The organism is Segatella asaccharophila (genome assembly GCF_054687055.1).
In genome coordinates this window covers 87338-106934 of the sequence record NZ_BAACAN010000005.1, presented here as the reverse complement: position 1 = coordinate 106934, position 19597 = coordinate 87338, and the positions used below count along the sequence as shown (strand labels likewise).

General features: G+C 47.0%; 16 protein-coding genes. 9 read left to right on the top strand and 7 right to left on the bottom strand.

Going from position 1 to position 19597, the window contains the following annotated elements:
* Nucleotides 1–9 precede the first annotated feature (9 nt).
* The 6 genes from ACYRYG_RS04555 (at nt 10) to ACYRYG_RS04530 (ending at nt 5926) form a co-directional block, all read left to right on the top strand.
* Nucleotides 10–396: a TraR/DksA family transcriptional regulator gene (locus ACYRYG_RS04555; protein ID WP_293415927.1), complete on the top strand. Its 387-nt coding sequence runs from the start codon at nt 10–12 to the stop codon at nt 394–396.
* A gap of 149 nt (nt 397–545) precedes the next feature.
* Nucleotides 546–1250: a lipoprotein signal peptidase gene (locus tag ACYRYG_RS04550; protein ID WP_460197766.1), complete on the top strand. Its 705-nt coding sequence runs from the start codon at nt 546–548 to the stop codon at nt 1248–1250.
* Nucleotides 1225–2238, top strand: coding sequence for a DUF4296 domain-containing protein (locus tag ACYRYG_RS04545; protein ID WP_293415931.1), 1014 nt, complete (start codon nt 1225–1227; stop codon nt 2236–2238). The genes ACYRYG_RS04550 and ACYRYG_RS04545 overlap by 26 nt, the downstream gene beginning before the upstream one ends.
* Before the next feature lie 8 nt (nt 2239–2246).
* Nucleotides 2247–2465, top strand: a complete 219-nt coding sequence (locus tag ACYRYG_RS04540; protein WP_293415933.1) for a hypothetical protein — start codon at nt 2247–2249, stop codon at nt 2463–2465.
* Between the two features lie 130 nt (nt 2466–2595).
* Entirely contained in the window at nt 2596–4239 is a 1644-nt protein-coding gene (locus ACYRYG_RS04535; RefSeq protein WP_293415935.1) for a M23 family metallopeptidase, read from the top strand.
* Between the two features lie 25 nt (nt 4240–4264).
* Complete coding sequence (locus tag ACYRYG_RS04530) at nt 4265–5926, top strand: C69 family dipeptidase (protein ID WP_293415937.1); 1662 nt, start codon at nt 4265–4267, stop codon at nt 5924–5926.
* 446 nt (nt 5927–6372) lie between these two features.
* Here ACYRYG_RS04530 and ACYRYG_RS04525 read toward each other — a convergent pair whose 3' ends face one another.
* The gene (locus ACYRYG_RS04525; protein ID WP_293415939.1) at nt 6373–6657 is read right to left on the bottom strand and encodes an RNA recognition motif domain-containing protein; all 285 of its coding nucleotides are present in this window, start codon (nt 6655–6657) and stop codon (nt 6373–6375) included.
* Between the two features lie 648 nt (nt 6658–7305).
* Here ACYRYG_RS04525 and ACYRYG_RS04520 point away from each other — a divergent pair.
* Together ACYRYG_RS04520 and ACYRYG_RS04515 are read left to right on the top strand one after the other, a co-directional pair.
* Nucleotides 7306–7542 (top strand): hypothetical protein, encoded by a 237-nt coding sequence (locus ACYRYG_RS04520; RefSeq protein ID WP_293423367.1) that lies wholly within the window; start codon nt 7306–7308, stop codon nt 7540–7542.
* Between the two features lie 10 nt (nt 7543–7552).
* A complete protein-coding gene (locus ACYRYG_RS04515) occupies nt 7553–7798 on the top strand; it encodes a hypothetical protein (protein WP_293415967.1) in 246 nt (81 codons plus the stop codon).
* Nucleotides 7799–7859: 61 nt separating this feature from the next.
* Here the strand turns inward: ACYRYG_RS04515 and ACYRYG_RS04510 are convergent, their stop codons facing one another.
* The 6 genes from ACYRYG_RS04510 to ACYRYG_RS04485 all read right to left on the bottom strand — a co-directional run bounded on the left by ACYRYG_RS04510 (nt 7860) and on the right by ACYRYG_RS04485 (nt 15375).
* Nucleotides 7860–8078 carry a DUF4250 domain-containing protein gene (locus ACYRYG_RS04510; protein ID WP_293428283.1) on the bottom strand — a complete coding sequence of 73 codons (219 nt, stop codon included), beginning with the start codon at nt 8076–8078 and terminating at the stop codon, nt 7860–7862.
* Between the two features lie 22 nt (nt 8079–8100).
* Entirely contained in the window at nt 8101–8919 is an 819-nt protein-coding gene (locus ACYRYG_RS04505) for a DnaJ domain-containing protein (RefSeq protein WP_293415943.1), read from the bottom strand.
* A gap of 16 nt (nt 8920–8935) precedes the next feature.
* The gene (locus ACYRYG_RS04500; RefSeq protein ID WP_293428281.1) at nt 8936–9253 is read right to left on the bottom strand and encodes a hypothetical protein; all 318 of its coding nucleotides are present in this window, start codon (nt 9251–9253) and stop codon (nt 8936–8938) included.
* A gap of 91 nt (nt 9254–9344) precedes the next feature.
* A complete protein-coding gene (locus ACYRYG_RS04495) occupies nt 9345–13613 on the bottom strand; it encodes a hybrid sensor histidine kinase/response regulator transcription factor (protein ID WP_293425371.1) in 4269 nt (1422 codons plus the stop codon).
* 279 nt (nt 13614–13892) lie between these two features.
* Nucleotides 13893–14450: a hypothetical protein gene (locus tag ACYRYG_RS04490; protein WP_293415949.1), complete on the bottom strand. Its 558-nt coding sequence runs from the start codon at nt 14448–14450 to the stop codon at nt 13893–13895.
* A gap of 184 nt (nt 14451–14634) precedes the next feature.
* The gene (locus tag ACYRYG_RS04485; protein ID WP_293425373.1) at nt 14635–15375 is read right to left on the bottom strand and encodes a glycerophosphodiester phosphodiesterase family protein; all 741 of its coding nucleotides are present in this window, start codon (nt 15373–15375) and stop codon (nt 14635–14637) included.
* Between the two features lie 466 nt (nt 15376–15841).
* On the opposite strand from ACYRYG_RS04485, the gene ACYRYG_RS04480 reads away from it, so the two are divergent.
* The gene (locus tag ACYRYG_RS04480; protein WP_460197765.1) at nt 15842–19204 is read left to right on the top strand and encodes a two-component regulator propeller domain-containing protein; all 3363 of its coding nucleotides are present in this window, start codon (nt 15842–15844) and stop codon (nt 19202–19204) included.
* The last annotated feature ends 393 nt before the right edge of the window (nt 19205–19597 follow it).

The window sequence follows — 19597 nt, the reverse complement described above, 5'->3', positions numbered from 1 at the left end:
TCTGAGGCTATGGCTGAAATAAAAGTACGTTATTCAGATCAAGATCTGGAGGAATTCCGGCAAGTCATCGATAAGAAACTTGCTGTGGCGCGTCAGGAGTATAAGGAGATGATGAGTCAGCTGGACAATGCTGATAGCAATGATGTTGCTGATACTTCTCCTACTTATAAGGCCCTCGAAGACGGCACAATCAATCAGAGCAAAGAGGAAATTATAGATATGGCTCAGCGCCAGCAGAAATTTATCAAGGGTCTGGAAGCTGCATTGGTCCGCATCCAGAACAAGACCTATGGCATTGACCGTATTACGGGTAAGTTGATTCCAAAGGCTCGCCTGCTGGTGGTTCCTCATGCTACGTTGAGTGTTGACTCGAAGGAAAAACATAAGAACCATTAATCTCTTGCTTTTTTAGGGAACTGCATCCTTTTTGAAAGGGGTGCAGCCCTCTGGAAGTGATGAGAGTAGGGTGTCTTCATAGTTAGAAACTTTTTAATGGGCACAAGAATTTTCCAATGAATTCTTTGCTGCTTTCAGGTAAAAATAGCATGCTGCAAAAGTCGGATAAGAAGCGGAAAATAAGTTCGGGATGGCTCTCTGTGCTCATCATCATTGCGGTTCTGGGGATTGACCAGATCATAAAGATCTTGGTGAAGACTCACATGAGCCTGGGTGAACAGATTGACATTACACACTGGTTCAAGATCGTTTTTATCGAAAACTATGGTATGGCGTGGGGAATGACGTTCTTGAACAAATATTTTCTCTCTTTGTTCCGTATCATCGCTGTAGGAATTATCGGGTGGTACATCCATCAGGAACTGAAGAGGGGGGCTCGCATTCGTTATATCGTTTTCTTGTCCATGGTTCTTGCTGGAGCAGCAGGCAATATCCTTGATTCGATGTTCTATGGATTGATCTTCAATGATTCTACTCCCTTTTCCATTTCCAGCCTTGTTCCCTTCGGCCATGGGTATGGTAGTTTCCTGACGGGTAAAGTCGTGGATATGTTTTATTTCCCGATTATCCAGGGTACATGGCCGCAGAGTTTCCCGTTCTGGGGAGGTCATTCCTTTGTTTTCTTTTCTCCTGTGTTCAATTTCGCTGACTCCTGTATTACTGCGGGGGTGATCGGACTCCTCTTGTTTTGTAGAAAGGATATGGCTACTATTGGCAAGAAGGATAAGGTGGGCTCTGTGACTGATCCGAAAGGAACAGGGAAGGGCCATGAAAGAGGGGGAAAGGAACAGTAATCCGTTCATTATGAGTTTGCGTCATATTCATAATTTCCCGTATCTGTTTGTTCTTGCCGTCCTGTTGTTTCTGACAGGATGCAAACCTTCTGTGCCGGGCAGGTATCTGTCTAAAGGGAAGATGGAGAATATTCTTTATGATTATCATATTGCCCAGGCAATGGCGGAGCAGAGTAATCGTCCCGCTATGAATGCGAGTGTCTATCGTGCGGCGGTATTTAAGAAATATCAGGTTACGGAAGCTGAGTTTGATTCGTCCCTGGTCTATTACACCCGTCACACCGAACTCCTCCATGGTATCTATGAGGACCTGACGGAGCGGCTGCAGAATGAGGCCCAGGCCCAGGGTTCGTCGGTCAACGCCTTTGGATTGGGAGAACAGGGGGATACGGCGAATATATGGAGAGGGGACCCGGCACTTGTCCTTTCTCCTGATGAACCTTTTAATTATTCCACTTTCTCGGTACCGGCAGACAGTTCTTTCCATGCTGGTGATCATATTATCCTGGACTTTGATGCTCAGTTTATCTTTGAGGATGGCATGCGTGATGGTGTGGTGGTGCTTGCCGTTCAGTTTAAGAATGATAGTATTGGGTCTTCTCTTATTCATATAACGAACACTCAGCATTATAATCTTGAGATTGATGACCGGGACAGCCTGGGGATCAAGTCGGTCAAGGGGTATTTCCTGTTGCCTGACAATGATGATCCGAATGCAAGTGTGACCACTCTGAAATTGATGTTTATCCAGCATATCAAATTAGTCCGTATGCACGTGAAGCGGATTCCGGGCCAGCCTCAGAATGCTTCTCCCGGTGGTTCACAACGGACAGATAGTGCTTCTCCGCCACAGTCACCGCAGTCACCGCCTTCGCAGTCCCAGATGCAGCCACCGGATAATGGCGGGGGACCGCAGTCTCACCCTGTGTTGCAAGCGCCGGTGAATGTCTCGCCGGCGGACCGGCGACGGCTGGCTCCTGTACGGTAGGCTGCCAGATGGAACGGAATATTCACCGCTATGCGGCTTATGAAGTGACAGTAGAGGGACAAACTTTTCACCGGGCTTATGTTGAAGTGCGTGAGGGGAGAGTTGTCGGATATGGTGAGTTGCTGGAGGAGATGGCTTTCACCGAGTGGCTGGGAGGTGCCATCGAAGTAAAAACAGATGAGAGGGGAGTGCTCTGTGCTTACTGTAAGAACAGGCATTTAGAGTGAAAGATATATGCCGAACAGGGCTTCGACTTGATCAGCATCGGTGCTCTTACTCATTCGGTCGAAGGATTTGGTATGAGTTTGAAGGTTTGTCAGAGATCTTGCTGATTTGCTTTAATTTTGTTTATCGGAATTGAATTTCTTATTTTGTCTTTTGCTGGCAGCTGTTTCTTATGGCTCTCCAGTACATTATCCGATTGAGCTGGCGGGAAATTTTGCTGAACCGCGGCCTAATCATTTTCATGGTGGTTGTGATGTAAAAACAGGAGAGGTGGTAGGCAAGGCCATCCATTCTGTCGGGGATGGCTATGTGAGTCATATCTCCATCGGCGTGGGTGGCTATGGCAATGCTGTCTATATCCAGCATCCGGAGGGTTATACAAGTGTCTATTGCCATTTGAAAGCCTTCTCGTTCCGTCTGCAGGCCATGGTCCGCAAACATCAGTATGCGGAACAGCGCAGCACAGGGGTCTTTACTTTCAAACCTTACGAGCTGCCTGTCGCAGAGGGTGATTTTATCGCCTGGAGTGGTAATACGGGTGCTTCGGAGGCTCCTCATCTCCATTTCGAAATTCACGATACCCGGACCTGGAATATGCATGATCCTTTGTCTTTTATCGGCAAGCATGTCACGGATCATGTCCCTCCGCTGGCTCATGGTTTTATGGCTTGCCCCATGGCAGGGAAGGGCTCCTTTGACGGGGGATCGGGAGATCAGGTCTTCGCGATGACTTCCCACCATCTGTCTAATCATTTTACGGCCTGGGGAAAGGTGGGCTTTGCAATATGGGCTAATGATAATATGGAGGCTACCTATAATAATTATGGTGTCAGGAAAACACAGTTGTTCGTGGATGGCAAACTGGTTTTCCAGAGTGACGCTAACAATATTCCTCCACGGGATAACCTGCAGGTCAACTATTGGGGGGATTATCAGCATTATATTCGTTCTAATGTATGGTACTTGCGCTCTTTTGTCTTGCCGGGGATCACACTTCCGATCTTCAAGATCGGGAAGAGCCGTGGAGTCATTGACTTCAACCAGCAGCGTCTTTATCACCTCGAATATGTATTGTCTGATTTTGCCGGTAATGCTTCTCATTATGCCTTTACGGTGGAAGGGAAGAAAATGGCAATAGCCCCGGAAAGGAAAGTGAAGGGGCCTGTACTTTACTGGAACCGTTTTAATATTTATCCATTTTCCGGCGCCCGGCTGATCCTGAAGCACCATCTGCTCGCAGACAATGTGACCATTCATCCACAGATGATCCGTCAACCCGGAGCCTATTCCAACGGTTATCGTTTTATAGCAGGGAGTTATCCTTTGCTGAACTTCGGGCAGATTTCCATCTATGTGAATAAATCCGTCCCGAACCCTGGGAAATTGTATATCGTCAGCCATCTGGGTAAAGCCCGCTATATGGGAGGAATCTATAAGAATGGCTGGGTTACTGGCCGCTGCCGGGATCTGGGGGCAACCTATGAAGTCGGTTATGACGGAGAGGCTCCTGTGGTAGGGCCTGTGGGACAGGGCTCTTGGTCGATGAGGCATCAGATTACTATTTCTATGGTAGATGCCCAGAGTGGACTCAAGGGTTTCAAGGCTTTTGTTGACGGGCATTATGTGGCCTTTGACCAGGTCCCTAAGAGTCCATGGGTGCGCTGTGACTTGACGGAAACTCCTGTCAGAAGAACTGGCAAGAGGCATCAGTTGAAATTCATCGCCTGGGATCAAAGAAATAATCAACGAGTGTACACAACTCAGTTCGTGTATTGAAAAGATATTAATTGTAATGATAGGTATGAAAAAAATCAGTCTTGCAACATTTGTACTGTTCCTTGGGATACTGTCTCCTGTGAAGTTGGAGGCCTGTACTAATTTTATTGTGGCGAAAGGGGCCAGTGTTGATGGATCAGTCATTTGTTCCTATAATGCCGATGACTATGGGATGTTCATCAATCTGTGCCACTATCCTGCTGCCCTTCACAAGAAGGGAGATATGAGAAAGATCGTCGACTGGGATACGCACCGGTATATCGGTGAGATCCCGGAAGCCCGACAGACTTACAATGTCATTGGTAACATCAATGAGTTCCAGGTCACGATAGGGGAAACGACCTATGGGGGCCGTGAGGAGATGGTCGACAAGAATGGCGGGATAGATTATGGATCCTTGATCTATCTTGGCCTTCAGCGCTCTCGTACGGCCCGTGAGGCGATCCATGTGATGACCTCTCTGGCTGAGAAATATGGTTATTGCTCGGAAGGAGAGACCTTTTCCATTTGTGATCCTAAAGAGGCCTGGATCCTCGAGATGCAGGGCTGTGGCGGGGACAAGAAGCAGAAGGTGGTCTGGTGTGCTGTCCGTATCCCGGACAATGCTATTTCCGGGCATGCTAACCAGAGTCGTATCGGGAAATTCGCGTATTTGAAAACGGAGGTTCTGCATTCAAAGAATGTGATCTCTTTCGCCCGTGAGAAGGGCTGGTATAAAGGGCCTGATAAGGATTTTTCTTTTAAGGATGCCTACGCTTTCCCGGATTTTGAGGGCCGTCGGATCTGTGATGCACGTGTCTGGAGTTTCTTCAATCATTTCAAGGATATGAAACGTTGGATCCCCTGGGCTGAAGGGAAGGATCCTCATGCTGAGGATATGCCACTGTGGATCGTTCCGGACAGGAAATTGAGTGTCCAGGATGTAGAGGCTTGCATGCGGGACCACTTTGAAGGGACTCCTTTCTCTGTTGCCGGAGGCAAAAATATCGGCGGGGGAATCTGGGAAATGCCTTATCGTCCGACTCCTCTGTTCTTTAAGGTTGACGGGAAGAAATATTTCAATGAACGCCCGACATCCACGCAACAGACGGGCTTTACTTTTGTCAGCCAGATGCGCTCATGGCTGCCCCGTGAGATTGGAGGGGTGCTCTGGTTCGGCAATGATGACCCGAATATGATCGCATACGTGCCGGTCTATTGCTCTTCTACCAAGCAGCCGGTCTGCTTCAATACACCTGGTGCTGACGCGGTTACTTATTCTGACAATAATGCTTACTGGGTATGCAACATGGTGTCAAATATGGTATATCCTCGTTATTGTCTGATGTTCCCGGCCTTGAAAACCGTCAGAGACAGCCTGGAAAGGAGTTATTTTGCCGCCCAGAGTGGCATAGAAGCTCATGCTGCGGAACTGCTGAAGACGGATCCGGCGGCGGCCAGGGCTTATCTGAATGATTATACCATTTCTGTAGCCGGGGAGATGATGAAGACCTGGAAGACCCTTCGGACTTACCTGGTCGTGAAATTCAACGATATGACCATCAAACCGGACAAGAACGGCCGGTTCCTCCGTACTCCTGAAGGAATCGGAGCTACCGTAGAGCGGCCCGGTTATCCGGAGAATTATGCCCGCGAATATGTAAAGGAAACGGGTGATCAGTATCTCTATCCTGAGAAGAAGAAATAAATGAAATAGAGGCCTCCCGGTAATCCCGGGGGGCATTTCTCTGACTTCAAGAATAAGTATGACAGCCGTTATATCTCACTTACAGCCCGTTATCAACTTAATGTATACAAGCATAAAGAACATGTACAGAAAGAGGTACAGAAGGAAATCAACCGTTTGTAAGAAGAGGGCATAAAACGGCGTAGGTTATATCTGTTTGCTCGGGCCTAGAACAAAGAGCGGTAGAAAGATCAAAATCTTTCTACCGCTCTAATTAATAAGGGATATATATTTTTATAGAGAACTTTTAAGTTCTGTATTATATCTCGCTCTTTAAGGCTTTCCACCTTGTCTGACCGACAGGATGAAACGGATGTTACTCTCTATTTCTTTCGGAATGAAATCCTCAGAAATACTTTACGAATCGTTAATCGTTGACTCTGTCAACTGGCTGAGCCAGCAGTCGATTAATATCTGTCGTGGTTGTAACCACCACGCTGAGGACGCTCAGTTCTTGGACGAGCTTCAGCAACAACGATGGTTCTGCCGTCAAATTCTTTACCATTGAGTTCGTCAATGGCCTTCTTGGCAGCTTCGTCATCAGACATCTCAACGAAGCCAAAGCCACGTGAACGACCGCTCTCACGATCATTGATAATCTTTGCAGAGGTTACTTCACCATAATTTGCAAATAAATCTTTTAAACCTTCGTCGGTTGTCTTGAAGTTCAGACGTGATACAAAAATGTTCATTTTGTTTTGAATTAAATTAAACTGTTTTAATGAAATGAATAATATTTCTTTTTATATATTCCGTATAACAGGCCTCGTCTTCCCCTTTTTCCCTCTTCATCTTTCCGCATCCTTCCATAAACAAACACTTCTTTCTTGATCGTGTCATGCAGAAATGGTATACCCCTGGGATTCACCCAAAGTTCAGACATTCTGAAAGTCTGCACGGATTCTTTAAACATAAAAATGTTACGATGATAGGGTGTCGTTAGAGAATATAACGACGTGGGATATAAAGGCTATTTTATCAGTTTCTCACTCTGATAACCTATTCTGTAAATTCATATTTCTATTGATAGTTCTTCTTTTATTGTTGTTGACTCATCGAACGCACCACCATTCTCAGTGAATGTCTTCGTGACAGTTTGCACTTATAAACAAGAAAGTTGATTGTTGCCGGTTTCGATGTGTGAGTCGTGTGTTGGACGAACCTAAACAAGAGAAGACAGATACAATTTAAACTTGATTGCTCACGTTGCAAAGATACAAAAAGAATTTAATCTAACGTATAAGTTTCTGTTTTTTTTTCCGTTTTCCTCGATTTTTTCGTCCGCTCTTCTTTTTTTACAGGAAAGTTCTTTCTGAAAGTCTCTTTTAATAGGGCGTTTGATGGTCTTCTTTGCGTGGAAACTGACTGAAGGAGGATTGTGTGTCCTGATGATATTCACAGATGAGAATGTGAAAAGTGGAGAGGGACAGACTTGGATCTGTGAATTTTTTGTATCTTTGCGCGATGGAGGAAAGGAGAGGATGAACCGTTCCTGTCTCCGGGCTAAAGTGTTTCTCCCTTATCTTTTCCTGAATAGGGCAGGAAAGGGAGATCAGCGAAATCAAGGAATCATTTAAAAGAATGGATATGATCACAAAAGACAGTGTGGAGGAGGCTTACAGTTTCTTTCATCAGAAATGGAACTTGTACCAATTGATGGACAATGACTCCGTAAGGGACCATATAGAGTATACGATCAGTAATTATGCAGAGGCGATGAGCGTAGAACTGTACACCCGGCTGGCTGCAGGCAAACCAGATTTTCTGCATGACCATTCCAACTTTGCCGGGGATTTGTCTGCTGCCGTCCAGCGTCTCGAGGATCTTCTCTGAGCGAGAAGACCATTCTCATTATGGCTCCCGCGTCCGTCTGTACAGGAGGGAGCAGACGGAATCAAGGCTCCGGACTCGTGTGCCGGTCAAAGCCGACCGGGCGGAACTGGCGCTGCTCCTTACTGTACGTATACCCCGCCCTTTTAAGGGAGTTTTTCAATTCTTCCGGGTCTTTATCATAGCAATAGCATAAAGATTCCAGAGAGTCAAATTCCTCGTCTCTCAGCAGCATATTGATGCTTGACACCCGTATGGCGGGGTCTTCAGGTAAATGATCCATAATCCGTTTTTTTTATCCGTTCCTATTTTATCCCCCGGGCTTTGAAGACAACCTCCTTGGCAGCATTGATTTCCTGGAATTTCTTCTCCGCGGCTTTCCTGACGTCTTCACCGAGGGTAGCGACACGGTCAGGGTGGTTTTTCAAGGCCAGTCTGCGATACGCATTTTTTATTTCTTCGTCCGTAGCCTCTGCGGAAACGCCGAGGACCTTATAAGCTGCGTCAAGATTACTTTCACCACTTCTGAGGTTGAGCATGGACTCGACGTCAGCGGTGGTCAGACCGAGGTTGAGGGCGACGAAGTCCAGCGCATCTATCTCTTCGTGTGAGACAATGCCATCGGCCTGGGCAATCATCGCCAGGTAATTGAGCAACTGCAACCGCTGTTCATAGAGCATATTATTGGTGATCTGCATACAGCAGTCCCGGATGACGCCTTTGAATTCAGACGGGCCTATTTCGTCTTGTTTTCTGAAGAGTTTAACTAGGATATCCTGTCCTTGCTGGACAGCCATGTCACCAAAATTCTGACGCAGGAAGTTACGCACGAAGTCCATTTCAGAGTGCATGACTTTCCCGTCGGCCTTGATGATATAAGAAGAAAGTACGAGGAGGGAGAACATGAAAGAGTTGCGCTGGCCTTCATAGTTTCTTTGGAAATATTGCTCGTCATATCCCGTCTCTTCCCCATATCCCATGCGGCGGAAACTGGTGCCATCTTCAGAGTTGACTTGGTCCATGCCTCTGTCAAAGAGTGCTCCCAGTGCGAATCCCGCAAGTGCCCCCAGGGGGCCTGCCGTGATGAATCCCAGAAAACCGCCGATCCATTTTCCTAATGCCATATCTGATGCTTTGAAGTTATTTATCCTGTTTCCTGGCTGCTGTCTGCATACCATTCATGAGCGCAAAGATAATGATTAATTTCGGGAAAAGGTCTGATTTTAAGGATAACATTTGGTACCTCTTTATTTTATAACGGAAATTGGCTTTTAGCAGGAGGCTCCCGTTGCTTGTCATGCTGGGGGATGGCCGTTTTGTCAGCAGACTTGATTGGTCTGTAATGGAAACTATGGGGAAACGCCATGCTTCCGGACCGTCCTGAGATACCCTAAAGTATCTCTCAATGCACCATAGCGCATGCCTCAATGCACCATAGAGAGGGGCTGTATGGTACATTGAGAGATGCTCTATGTACCATAGCGTCTGTCCGGATGCACCCTACGGGATACCGTTAGTGCCTGAAAAGGCAACGGTTGATGGTAGTCATTCATTTTTTGCTGTACTGGCTTGGACTGGTACCGAAGTGATCCTTAAAGCATCTGTTGAAATACTGGGGACTACTGAAGCCGGTCTTATAACTGACTTCAGAGATAGACAGCGTACCGTCACGAAGAAGTTGTGCAGCTTTGTTGAGCCGCTGGTTGATGAGGTAACGTCTCGGGGAGATTCCCAGAAGTTCCTTCGCCTTACCATAAAAGGTGGTACGCCCTATGCACATCAGTGTGGCGAGTTGGTCTACATTAAAATTAGGATCATCGAAATGTTCGTCAATAAAAGAGTCCATACGGGAGAGAAAGCGCTTGTCGGCAGTGCTGGTGATCAGTACCGGCTGGGAGTGCTCTGACAGTGTCGCGGGGGAGGCTTCCTGCCTGACGGGTACCTGCGGAGGAGTCTCTCTTCCTTCATGCCATCGGATCAACTGGCAGATGCGGATGATCAGCAACCGGTAGTTGCAAGGCTTGACCATATAGTCATCAGCTCCGGACTCATATCCCTTGATCTGGTGCTCCTCATCATCCAGGGAAGTGAGCATGATGACCGGTATATCCCGGGTGTTCTCCTCCTGGCGGAGTTGCCGGACGATGCTATAGCCATTCCTGTCAGGGAGCATGACGTCACAGAGCACCAAGGCCGGCAGTTCTTTCCTGACCCCTTCATATCCTGTGTCCCCGCTCATATACCCCGAGACCGAAAAGTATCTGCCGATGGTCTCCTTGAGCTGGAGCATCATATCCGGATCATCCTCGATGATGATGACCTTCTGATGATTGAAGGCCTCCGGCTGGACCTCCCGGATGAGGGTATCCATCTGTTCCTGCTCTTGTCTTTCATCTTCCTTATCAGCGTTGACGGCAATAGTCGTCTTGAAGTCGGAAGCCTGATAGACATCCGTGTTTTCAGGGAGGCTGAGGGTGAAAATATTCGTATCCTGATCTCTTGCATAAGTGAGGTTCCCGTGGTGCAGACGGGCCATCTCGTGTGCATTATAGAGTCCGATGCCCATGCCCCCTTGCGACACGTAGCCGTGCATGAAAGGCTGGAAGAGGGTCTCTTGCTGTTCCGGGCTAATGCCGGTGCCTGTATTGGCGATCTTGACCAGCAGCATACAGCCATCAGTTGAAAGGCTGACATGCAGGGTTACCTGTCCTTTTTCCGGGGTATATTTGATGGCATTGCTCAAGAGGTTATAGACCATCGTCTCCAGCATCTCATGGTCGAAATAGAAGTTGTGTTTCTTGGCAAAGGGGATGAAACTCATATTGATCTCCTTTTGTCTGGAGTAGCTCCAGAAATCCTGATAGATCCGTCGGATGAAACCGATGATGTCGTCTTTTTCGATGCTCAGGCGTTGGTTGCCGGTGCTGATCTTCCGGAATTCCATCAGTTGGTTGACCAGGCGGAGTAATCGGTGAGTCCCTCGTAGCGAGGCTTGAACGGCCGATTTTGAAACTTGCCCAGTCTCTGGATCGACAAGTTGTTCCACGGCATTCTGGATGATGGCCAGAGGGGTACGGAACTCGTGTGCGATATGGGTGAAGAAATTGATCCTGAACTCGGAAATCTGGTGGTTGACGGTCAGTTGCTGATGGAAACGGACACGTTCCCTCAGGTTGTGGTAGACATAGCAGGCTGCGAGGGTCATCAGCATCAGGTAGATGATCCATGCCCACCAACTGCTGTACCAGGGATGGCGGATCGTAATCTTCATTACGATCTCCTTGCTCTGGTGTCCGTTGGCATTAATGGATCTGAGGTGAAAGGTATAGGAGCCAGGGCTGAGGTTATCATAACTGACATGATTCCTGGTAGTATAGGGTTTCCAGGACGTTTGAAGGGGTTCCAGGTAATACTGATAACCGGTTGTCCCTGCCTCGGCAAAATTAAAATCAGAAAAATGGATGGACAGTGAATTCTGACGATGGGAGAGAGAGACCGGTCTTTGCTGGCTGACTGCTTCCCGGAGTTGAAGAAACTCTTTTGTGTCGCTGTCGTTGTTGAAGATAGAAACGCCATTGATGCGCAGGTCCGTAATCCGTACGGGAAAAGGCATGGAGATGTTCCTCTCCCTGGCCAGAGGTCTGATGACTGCCAGTCCGTGGTTTGTTCCGAACAGCAGTTGGCCGTCAGGGAGAAGGAGTGCACTGTTATCAGAGAAGATGTTTCCGCGGAAATCCTGGCTGAGTTGGTAGGTTCTCACCCTTTCCGGCTTTTGCCCATTCCTCTTCAGGTAGGAGAGGCCTCCTTCCGTCCCGATCCATACGCCCCCTCTCAGGTCTGAGGCGATGGAGTGGATATAATTGTTGGAGAGTCCTTGCTGCGTGTTTATCTGGTCATACTCCAGCCGGTTTCCGGCAAGGCGGCAGTGGATGACGCCGACTCCTCCAGTCCCGATCCAGATCGTACCGTCTTTTGCCGTGTTGATGCAACTGACCTCATTGGTGGGCAGCTGGTGGTTGTCAAGGCTGAAATGCAGGAAACTCCTGTCAGAAAGGTTCTTCTTGTGCGTATTCAGACAGAAGAGTCCATCGTAGGTTCCGACCCAGAGCCTTCCTCTGGAGTCACAACTCAAGTCTTGTATACGACTCTCATTGATATTCTGGTTGAGAAATTGTCTGAATTCAAGGGCTTTCCCCTTTGTGTAATTTACCTGTAGCAGTCCGCTGCCATCGGTTGCAATCCAGATACGTCCTTGCGGATCGGCGAGAATGTCGAAAATATCATCACAGGGGATAGGATTTTTCTTGTCTTCCCGTGTGTAGTGTTTCCCGTTGATATATAATCCTCCGCCCCTGGTTCCGACCCAGGTGTTTCCTCTCTTGTCCTTGCAGTAAGTGTAGACAGGGTAAGGGAAAGTCTGCCTCCGGGTAATCTGACGGGTGAGAAGGTTATAGTGGTAAAGGACATTATCCCGTGTAGAGAAGACGATGTCATCAGCCCCCTCTGCCGCAATTGCCTGGATCATGTTGCTCTGGTCGAAGAGATGGTAGGCAGACGGGTAGATATACTGGAAGTCCACGTCCTTAGGTGTAGAGAGCCGTACGATTCCTGCATCGTCTGCGGCGATCCAGATGTCTCCGCTCCGGTCAACGATGATACGTGACAGGAAATTGGAGGGGATAATGGTCTCATCATCATCTGCCAGATAATGCCTGAGGGTCCGCTTCCGGGGATCGTAGATATACAGTCCGTTGCTGGTGGAGATATAGATCTGGTTGCCCGGGCCGATACATGCACGGTAATAACGTTTACTGCTTGAAAAGATGGAGAATTTAGGTTTGATGTCAAGTTTCCGGAGTTGGCCGTCGGGCATGAATATCCATAGATCACCGATTTTGTCAGAGACGAAATAGTAGCCTTTGTCATAGTCCATCGTCGTCCCCTCGGGTATCTGACATTCTGCAGGCTTGGAAAAGGTCTTCCTGTGGATGTCGAAAGCATAGGTGATCCGGGGGGTAAAGATCAGCCATTGTCCTTTCCAAATGAGCGTATTGGTTACTTTATTGATGGATCCGATGACAGATGGCAGATGCGTCCTGGACAGGAGTCTGCAGGATTTCCCGTAGATCAGCACATCGTCATCCTTGGTCAGCAGGAGAACCAGGTGATGGTATACCTGCATGTCAAGGATCCAGTCGTCTGCGTTCAGGATTCGGGCCCTGTTGTCCTTTCGGACAACGGTCACGCCATGGTTGGTACACAGCCAGACATTAGAATCGGCATCTTCAATGATCTTACTGACATGATTGCTGGGGAGTTTATGGTTCTCCTTTGTGTAGTCAATGACGGAAAGGTTTTTTCCGTTGTAAATCACCTGTCGTGCACAGGTGTTCGAGTCGTAAAACCACATGCCTTGAGTAGACAGGAAACGTTTTTTCAGTGGTACAAACTTTACGGGTCTGTTGTAAGTGACAAAGCGTGATCGGCGCAGGTCATAACAGCCATTATCGTAGGTGCCGGAAGAGATCCAGAGGAGATGGTTTTGATGGTCGATGTAGAGCAGCCCGATGATCGAGGCCGTTTTCTTTCCCTGGAGGTTCGTGAAGGTGTTGAAATTCAAAAAAGAATATCCGTCAAAACGGGAGAGGCCACAGGTCGTTCCCATCCATATATAGCCCTGGTCGTCCTGGATCATATCCATTACGGTATTGCCGATGAGGCCGTTCAGGGAGGTATAGATTTTGGAATTGATGGCACGTACGTTCAGACTTACGAGCAGCAGAGTGAATAGAAGGATGGCTGAACGGATTATTTTCATTTGTTTTGGTTAGTTTTGGTCTTTATACCTTGCAAATATAAATAAAATAATCGGAAGATGAACAAATAATTGTAATTCGAATCCCTGAGGAGGAAAGAGTAGGGTCTGTGATGGTCTTTTCATGGAATCAGAATAAGAAAAAGGTGGCTGGATCTGACAGGATCCGGCCACCCGTAAATATCTTAAAGGATAAGGTCCTCATCTATGCTCACGGATCATCCTGGAATTCTTCCCTTGGATCTGCAGGCATCAGTATCATAGTCATTCCGGAGATACAGGTCAGAGATCATTCAGCATCCGGTGTCTGTGGTTTTCCTCGTTGATGGAATCAGTATACTGGATATAGGTACTATAGAAAATACTGTTTTTTGTGACGTAGCCGTATATCTGCCCCTCCCCCGTCGTCAGCAGGAATCCCGGCAGTTCCTTGCTCTGGTCATGTTCTTTCATGTTTGCAGCACCGTATTTGCTGGCCAGGAGACTCTTGAAATATTCGAGTTTGATCTGGGCTGAATTCTCATCAAGTTTGGTGAAATAAGCCTGAGCCTTGAACACTAATTTCGTCTTTGAATCGAAGAACACCTTGATTTTGGCCTTTTGGTTCACATATTTCCCCCGGTACATCCTTTTGCCCTCCGGAGCCAGCTTACCATCGAGTTGTTCGATTTCAAACTTATTGATCATGTCCTGCTTGAACCCTTTGGCAAGGAGTTGTCTCTGAAACTCTGCGATCGTGCCCGTAAGGGGAACTCCGGCAAATTTCAAATGTTCGGTTTGAGCCTTTGACACTACAGAAAGGAGGCAGACGACGAGTAATAAAATGGATTTCTTGATCATGCTATTCTTACCTTTGGATGCTTGTTTTGTGAACAAAGATACATAAATTCTCTTGAAAAAGAGCATATCTCCATCTTCTCAACAAAAATTAACAACTTTTTGGTAAAAGATCCATAAGGAGAGAACCTCCTCTGCTATTCCCGTCATCATCATCTTCTTCTTCAGGCCTGATCATGCCCCGGTCCTATTTAGATAGTTTCAGCGCTTCTACCGGATGATTGGTCGTAATGAAATCAACCTTTTCATTGATAAACTGTTTGATCTTGTCCAGATGATCAACCGTCCATACGTTTACTGTCATGCCTGCCTTATGAGCATCAGCTATCCATTCCGGGTGCTGGACAAAACAGTTTTGATCATAGTCAATGCCCGTACAACCCATGGCTTTCGCCTCTTCCGGTGATAGGTCCCCGCCCAGATAAGAGATTCTGGAATGTTTCGGCGCCTTCCTGGCAAGTTGCTTACAGGCATTCTGGCTGAAAGAAATATATTCAACCTGTTTCTTCATACCGTATTCCTTGACCATATTGACGATGGAGTCTATGCAACGGTCTTCCGCTTCAGGAGTGATATGTGCCTTGACCTCAAGGATCATCTGTGTCCCGTGCAGTTTCTTCCCCTCACGCAGATATGACCTGAGGGTGGGCAAGGGCTCGCCATTGGCCAGTTTCTCCTTTTTGAGGTCCTGATAGTTGACCAGTTCGATGTTCGTTCCGTCAGGAAGGACACGGTCGTGATTCACCATTACGACCCCATCCTGTGTGATGTGGACATCAAACTCCGAGCCGTATGCACCGATGCGGTGTGCTCCTTCAAGGGAGGCCAGCGAGTTCTGTGCGGCGCCAGGGGCTCTCCAGTAACCCCGGTGTGCAATTACTCTGGTTTTAGCAAAAACTCCTGTGGCGCTGATCAGGCAAACTGCCATAAGCATTAATCTTAATTTTTTGTACATGTCTTTTATTTGTTTAAAACGTATCTGTTTCTTTCCGGAAAGACTTCAGTCAAGGTTTCGGAGGGGATGGATTACCACTGTCTTTTCCCACAAAGGCGGGATGGTCTGATGAAGTGATACTGCTATCGTGATTTTCTTGTTATTATCATATTGTTTTGAAATGACCATTCAAAGTTATAACTATTTTTAGAACTATGCAAATATGACCCTCTCCTTTTTGTAAATGAAATAGGATTGTCGTCAGTTTGACTTATCCTTATCCTATCAGACACCGCAGATGCACCCTGTATGTCGATCCGTTTTATCCTCTTCAGTCCGTCAGAAGAACTCGAATATTGCCAGTCTGATACCGGGAAGATAGGATTTGTCAGGGTCAGAATCATTATTATTCAAAGAAAATATGTAATTTTGCAGCATAATACCCCAATAATTATCGGTAATGATCTTTAAAAACAAAAATCTGTTTATCTCCATCTTTCTCCTTCTCTCACTTTTCTTTCTGAGAACCGGAGGGATGGAGTACCGCTTCCAGAATGTCACGATTCCGGGAGCCTCGACTATTCTGTGTCTGGCTCAGGATGGTGACGGGATGATATGGATGGGGACGGAGCGTGGCCTGTATTGCTATGACGGTTATCATTTTTATCCTCATTTTGAGGAACATTCTTTTTCCAATCTCCGGGTACATTGTATCCTGAGAGTCGGTGATTGCCTGTATTTAGGGAGTGACAACGGCCTGCTGATCTATAATGTGAAAAAAGGTTCATACGAGTCGATGGCGGCCCGTGGTCCAAAGGACATTCGTGCCCTGCTCCTGGACGGAAAGAAAATCTACCTGGGCTCTTCCCAAGGACTTTATTCCTATTGTCCTTTACAGAAGAAGTTTTACAAAGAGTGGGGGCATCATTCAGCAGTTTATTCTTTATTGAAAACCCCTTCCGGGCTGATGATTGGTACAATCAACGGGTTGTTCCTGAATCGCCGGAACAGGATAGAGCCTGTCAGGATCATATCAGGCCGGCAGCCTCTTGTGAATGCCCTGGCATCAGACCGGAAAAGAAACTGTGTCTGGCTGGGTACAGAGGGTGCCCTGTATGCTTTTCGTTCCGGTAAACTGTCAGAGGTGAAAGCCTTAAGAGGCAATTCAGTGAAGTCCCTTACCGTGGATGACCATGATGTGCTTTTTATAGGGACAGATAACGGACTCTATACTTATAATGACAAGGGAAAGGCAGAACGTATCGTCCACGATTCCCGTTATCCCCAGACCCTGGTGAATAATATTGTATGGTCAATCTTCAAAGACCGGTGGAATAATATCTGGTTAGGTACGGATAACGGAATCTCCCTGTTTTCTCAAAACAAGTATTATCATTGGGTGCCTCTGAGCGATATTACCGGCAATGGAGACGGTAATTGCCTGCATGTGTTCTTTCAGGACCGGTCAGGCATGAACTGGATTGGCGGGACAAGTGGGCTGATCCATTTCCGGATGTCATCAGGAGGTTATTCTGACGTTGCCTGGTACCGGCAGAATGATGCCCGTCATACGCTCTCTCATAATCGTGTAAGGAAAGTGTACCAGGATCCCCAGGGAGACATCTGGGTAGCTACTGACCATGGAATCAACTATTATAATCCCCTGACGAGATCTTTCCGCAATTTTATCGTCAGGGACCATAGCGGCACCTATTCCACGACCTGGGCTTATGACATCCTTCAGGATCGGCTGGGAAGGCTGTGGATTGCATCCTATATGGGTGGCGTATTTGTTATCTCCAAGAAAAAACTCCTGGCCTCTCGGGGTACTTGTATCGCAGACCGGTATCTCTCTACCCGTAATGGCCTGCACGGCATCCATGTAGAGCAGCTCTGTCAGGACAGGCGGGGCAGGATATGGGCTCTGCTTTTTGAAAAAGGAATAGACTGCATTGATCCTGCTACCTTCCATGTGACTCATGCCCGTTCCCCTTATGCCTATAATGTCATTGCCATGGATTCTTCAGGCCGTCTGTGGGCAGGCCGTGACGGAGGGGTGGACATCTTTACGGATCCTTCAGGACGGCCGGTAGAAAATTCCTTCCATGATAACACCTCTTCCGGAAGGGTGACAGCGATATGTAATGTTCAGGGCCGTATGTGGGTGCTCTCCTCAGGGGTCTGCCGTATTATCTGCCAGGATGGGAATAACACCAACTTTCGTGTTCCTGAGATGGATGTTCTTGCAGCTTGCTATTCTCCTCGTGACCAGAGAGTCTATCTTGCAGGGAATGACGGATATATTACCATGAGCACGTCCATGATGTCTCCAGCAGTTTATCAGAAGAGTCATATTATCCTTTCAGAACTCCTTGTCAATGGCAAGCGTTATCTGAATAAGGGGGGGAATGTGAGATACCAGCGGGAGTTTGTGCTGCCTCATAATGAAAATGACATTACTTTTGAGTTGACCGACCTTCCCTACAATAACCATCCTTCTTCGATGTATGCCTACCGCCTCGAAGGCAACGACAAGAGTTGGCAATATGAGAATTTTGAAAATGGAAGGATTACCTATAACGGACTTGACTATGGCTCCTACCGGCTGGTGATCAAGGCAATGGATGGAAAAGGGAATCTGTCCGGTGAGGTCTATTCGGTAAAGATCAGGATCCTGCCTCCCTGGTACCTCACTTTTTGGGCAAAATGTTTTTATATCCTCTTCCTTCTCGGTCTGATCTTATGGGTCTTTAATTTCTATATGGTCAAGAAACGATTGAAGATGGAGCACCAGGAAAAGGAGCGGATCCTCGAGCAGTCACGATCCAAGATAGAATTCTATGCCCATCTCTCCCGCCATTTGAAAGAGTATCTGGGCGGGATGATGGGATCAATCAACCGGCTCATGTCTCCAGGAGCCAAGGCTTCTTCTCCTTTAGAGATGGAGAATATCCGTAGAAACACCGTGTTGCTGGGCCACCTTACGCATAAAAGTCTGGACATTGACTCTGATGCTGGCGAGGAGAAGACCTGCTCACTGACTTCCGTAGACATTATCGAACTCTGCCGGCAGTTTGTGGGGGACAGTCAGAAACAGGCTGCTGGCAAGAAGATCGTACTGAAGTTTTCCACGAATGAAGAGATACTGTTCAAAGAGGTAGACATGGTGAAGTGGTCGATCATTTTCTATGATATTCTGGAGTATATGATCGGAAAGTCGAGTCGTGGTGCCATGATCACTTTTATTGTCGGTAGTGACATGATGAATGAGAAAGTAAGTTTCTCCCTGTCCAGTAATGGCATGTACCTCCTTCCTGAAGAACGGATGATGGTGTTCCAGCGCTTTTCCCCGCTTTATGCAGTCAGGAAATATACGAGTTGGCATCAGGGCACCTTAAAGGTAGAATCATCAGAAACACGGCAGACCGTTTTTTTACTTACTTTTCCTCTTGACAGGAGCATTGCCAAACCGATAGAGAATGTTCCAGCCTCTTCTTTGGAGGAGAATGCAGATGACCGCCTTCTGGCGGAGATTACGGAAGCAATAGAAAAGAATATCGAAGATTCCGACTTTAATGTCACTCAGCTCCAGAAAACGGTAGGTATAGGAAATAAACAACTTTACCGGAAGATCAAACAGTTGACCGATATGACCCCGGTGGAACTGATTCGTAATTTGCGCATGAAGAAGGCAGCTTCGCTCTTGAAAGAGGGTAAGTTTTCGGTATCTGAAGTGATGTACATGGTCGGTTTTTCAAATTCCGGCTATTTCTCCAAGTGTTTTCAGAAAGCGTTTGGGGTCACTCCGAAAGAATATCAGTAGCAGCATTCCCACAGGTATATTCCTTATCCCGTCGGTCAGGCATTTCCATGAATACCGGAAAATCAGCATGGGACGTTGACGGCATCTGTCACAACACGTCGTGCAGGTTTTTCAATATATATAAGGTGAAGATTGGAAGAAAGGATTCTGCTCTTTCCCCGTGTGGAAAGGGCAGAATCTTTATCGACTTTTAAAGTTGATTAATATTTTTAAAAACGATTTTTGAATCGATGTTCAGCCGTTTTTTATCTCCTTGTCCATTTTGTTACCATATTTGTCTAATTTGTGTTTTGCTCTTTTAAGGGTAGTTCTTACCTTTACAACCGCCAAAAGTATCCGGATATTAATAAAACTTAATACCGGTTATGGAAGCGTTGAAGCATTCTAATATCA

Coding starts and splice junctions, on each gene's coding strand:
- ACYRYG_RS04505 (WP_293415943.1), bottom strand. CDS start 8,919: ATGGCATTAGGAAAATGGATCGGCGGTTTTCTGGGATTCATCACGGCA.
- ACYRYG_RS04500 (WP_293428281.1), bottom strand. CDS start 9,253: ATGTACCATACAGCCCCTCTCTATGGTGCATTGAGGCATGCGCTATGG.
- ACYRYG_RS04520 (WP_293423367.1), top strand. CDS start 7,306: ATGGTCTTCTTTGCGTGGAAACTGACTGAAGGAGGATTGTGTGTCCTG.
- ACYRYG_RS04480 (WP_460197765.1), top strand. CDS start 15,842: ATGATCTTTAAAAACAAAAATCTGTTTATCTCCATCTTTCTCCTTCTC.
- ACYRYG_RS04495 (WP_293425371.1), bottom strand. CDS start 13,613: ATGAAAATAATCCGTTCAGCCATCCTTCTATTCACTCTGCTGCTCGTA.
- ACYRYG_RS04490 (WP_293415949.1), bottom strand. CDS start 14,450: ATGATCAAGAAATCCATTTTATTACTCGTCGTCTGCCTCCTTTCTGTA.
- ACYRYG_RS04525 (WP_293415939.1), bottom strand. CDS start 6,657: ATGAACATTTTTGTATCACGTCTGAACTTCAAGACAACCGACGAAGGT.
- ACYRYG_RS04510 (WP_293428283.1), bottom strand. CDS start 8,078: ATGGATCATTTACCTGAAGACCCCGCCATACGGGTGTCAAGCATCAAT.
- ACYRYG_RS04515 (WP_293415967.1), top strand. CDS start 7,553: ATGATCACAAAAGACAGTGTGGAGGAGGCTTACAGTTTCTTTCATCAG.
- ACYRYG_RS04485 (WP_293425373.1), bottom strand. CDS start 15,375: ATGGCAGTTTGCCTGATCAGCGCCACAGGAGTTTTTGCTAAAACCAGA.
- ACYRYG_RS04555 (WP_293415927.1), top strand. CDS start 10: ATGGCTGAAATAAAAGTACGTTATTCAGATCAAGATCTGGAGGAATTC.
- ACYRYG_RS04545 (WP_293415931.1), top strand. CDS start 1,225: ATGAAAGAGGGGGAAAGGAACAGTAATCCGTTCATTATGAGTTTGCGT.
- ACYRYG_RS04530 (WP_293415937.1), top strand. CDS start 4,265: ATGAAAAAAATCAGTCTTGCAACATTTGTACTGTTCCTTGGGATACTG.
- ACYRYG_RS04540 (WP_293415933.1), top strand. CDS start 2,247: ATGGAACGGAATATTCACCGCTATGCGGCTTATGAAGTGACAGTAGAG.
- ACYRYG_RS04550 (WP_460197766.1), top strand. CDS start 546: ATGCTGCAAAAGTCGGATAAGAAGCGGAAAATAAGTTCGGGATGGCTC.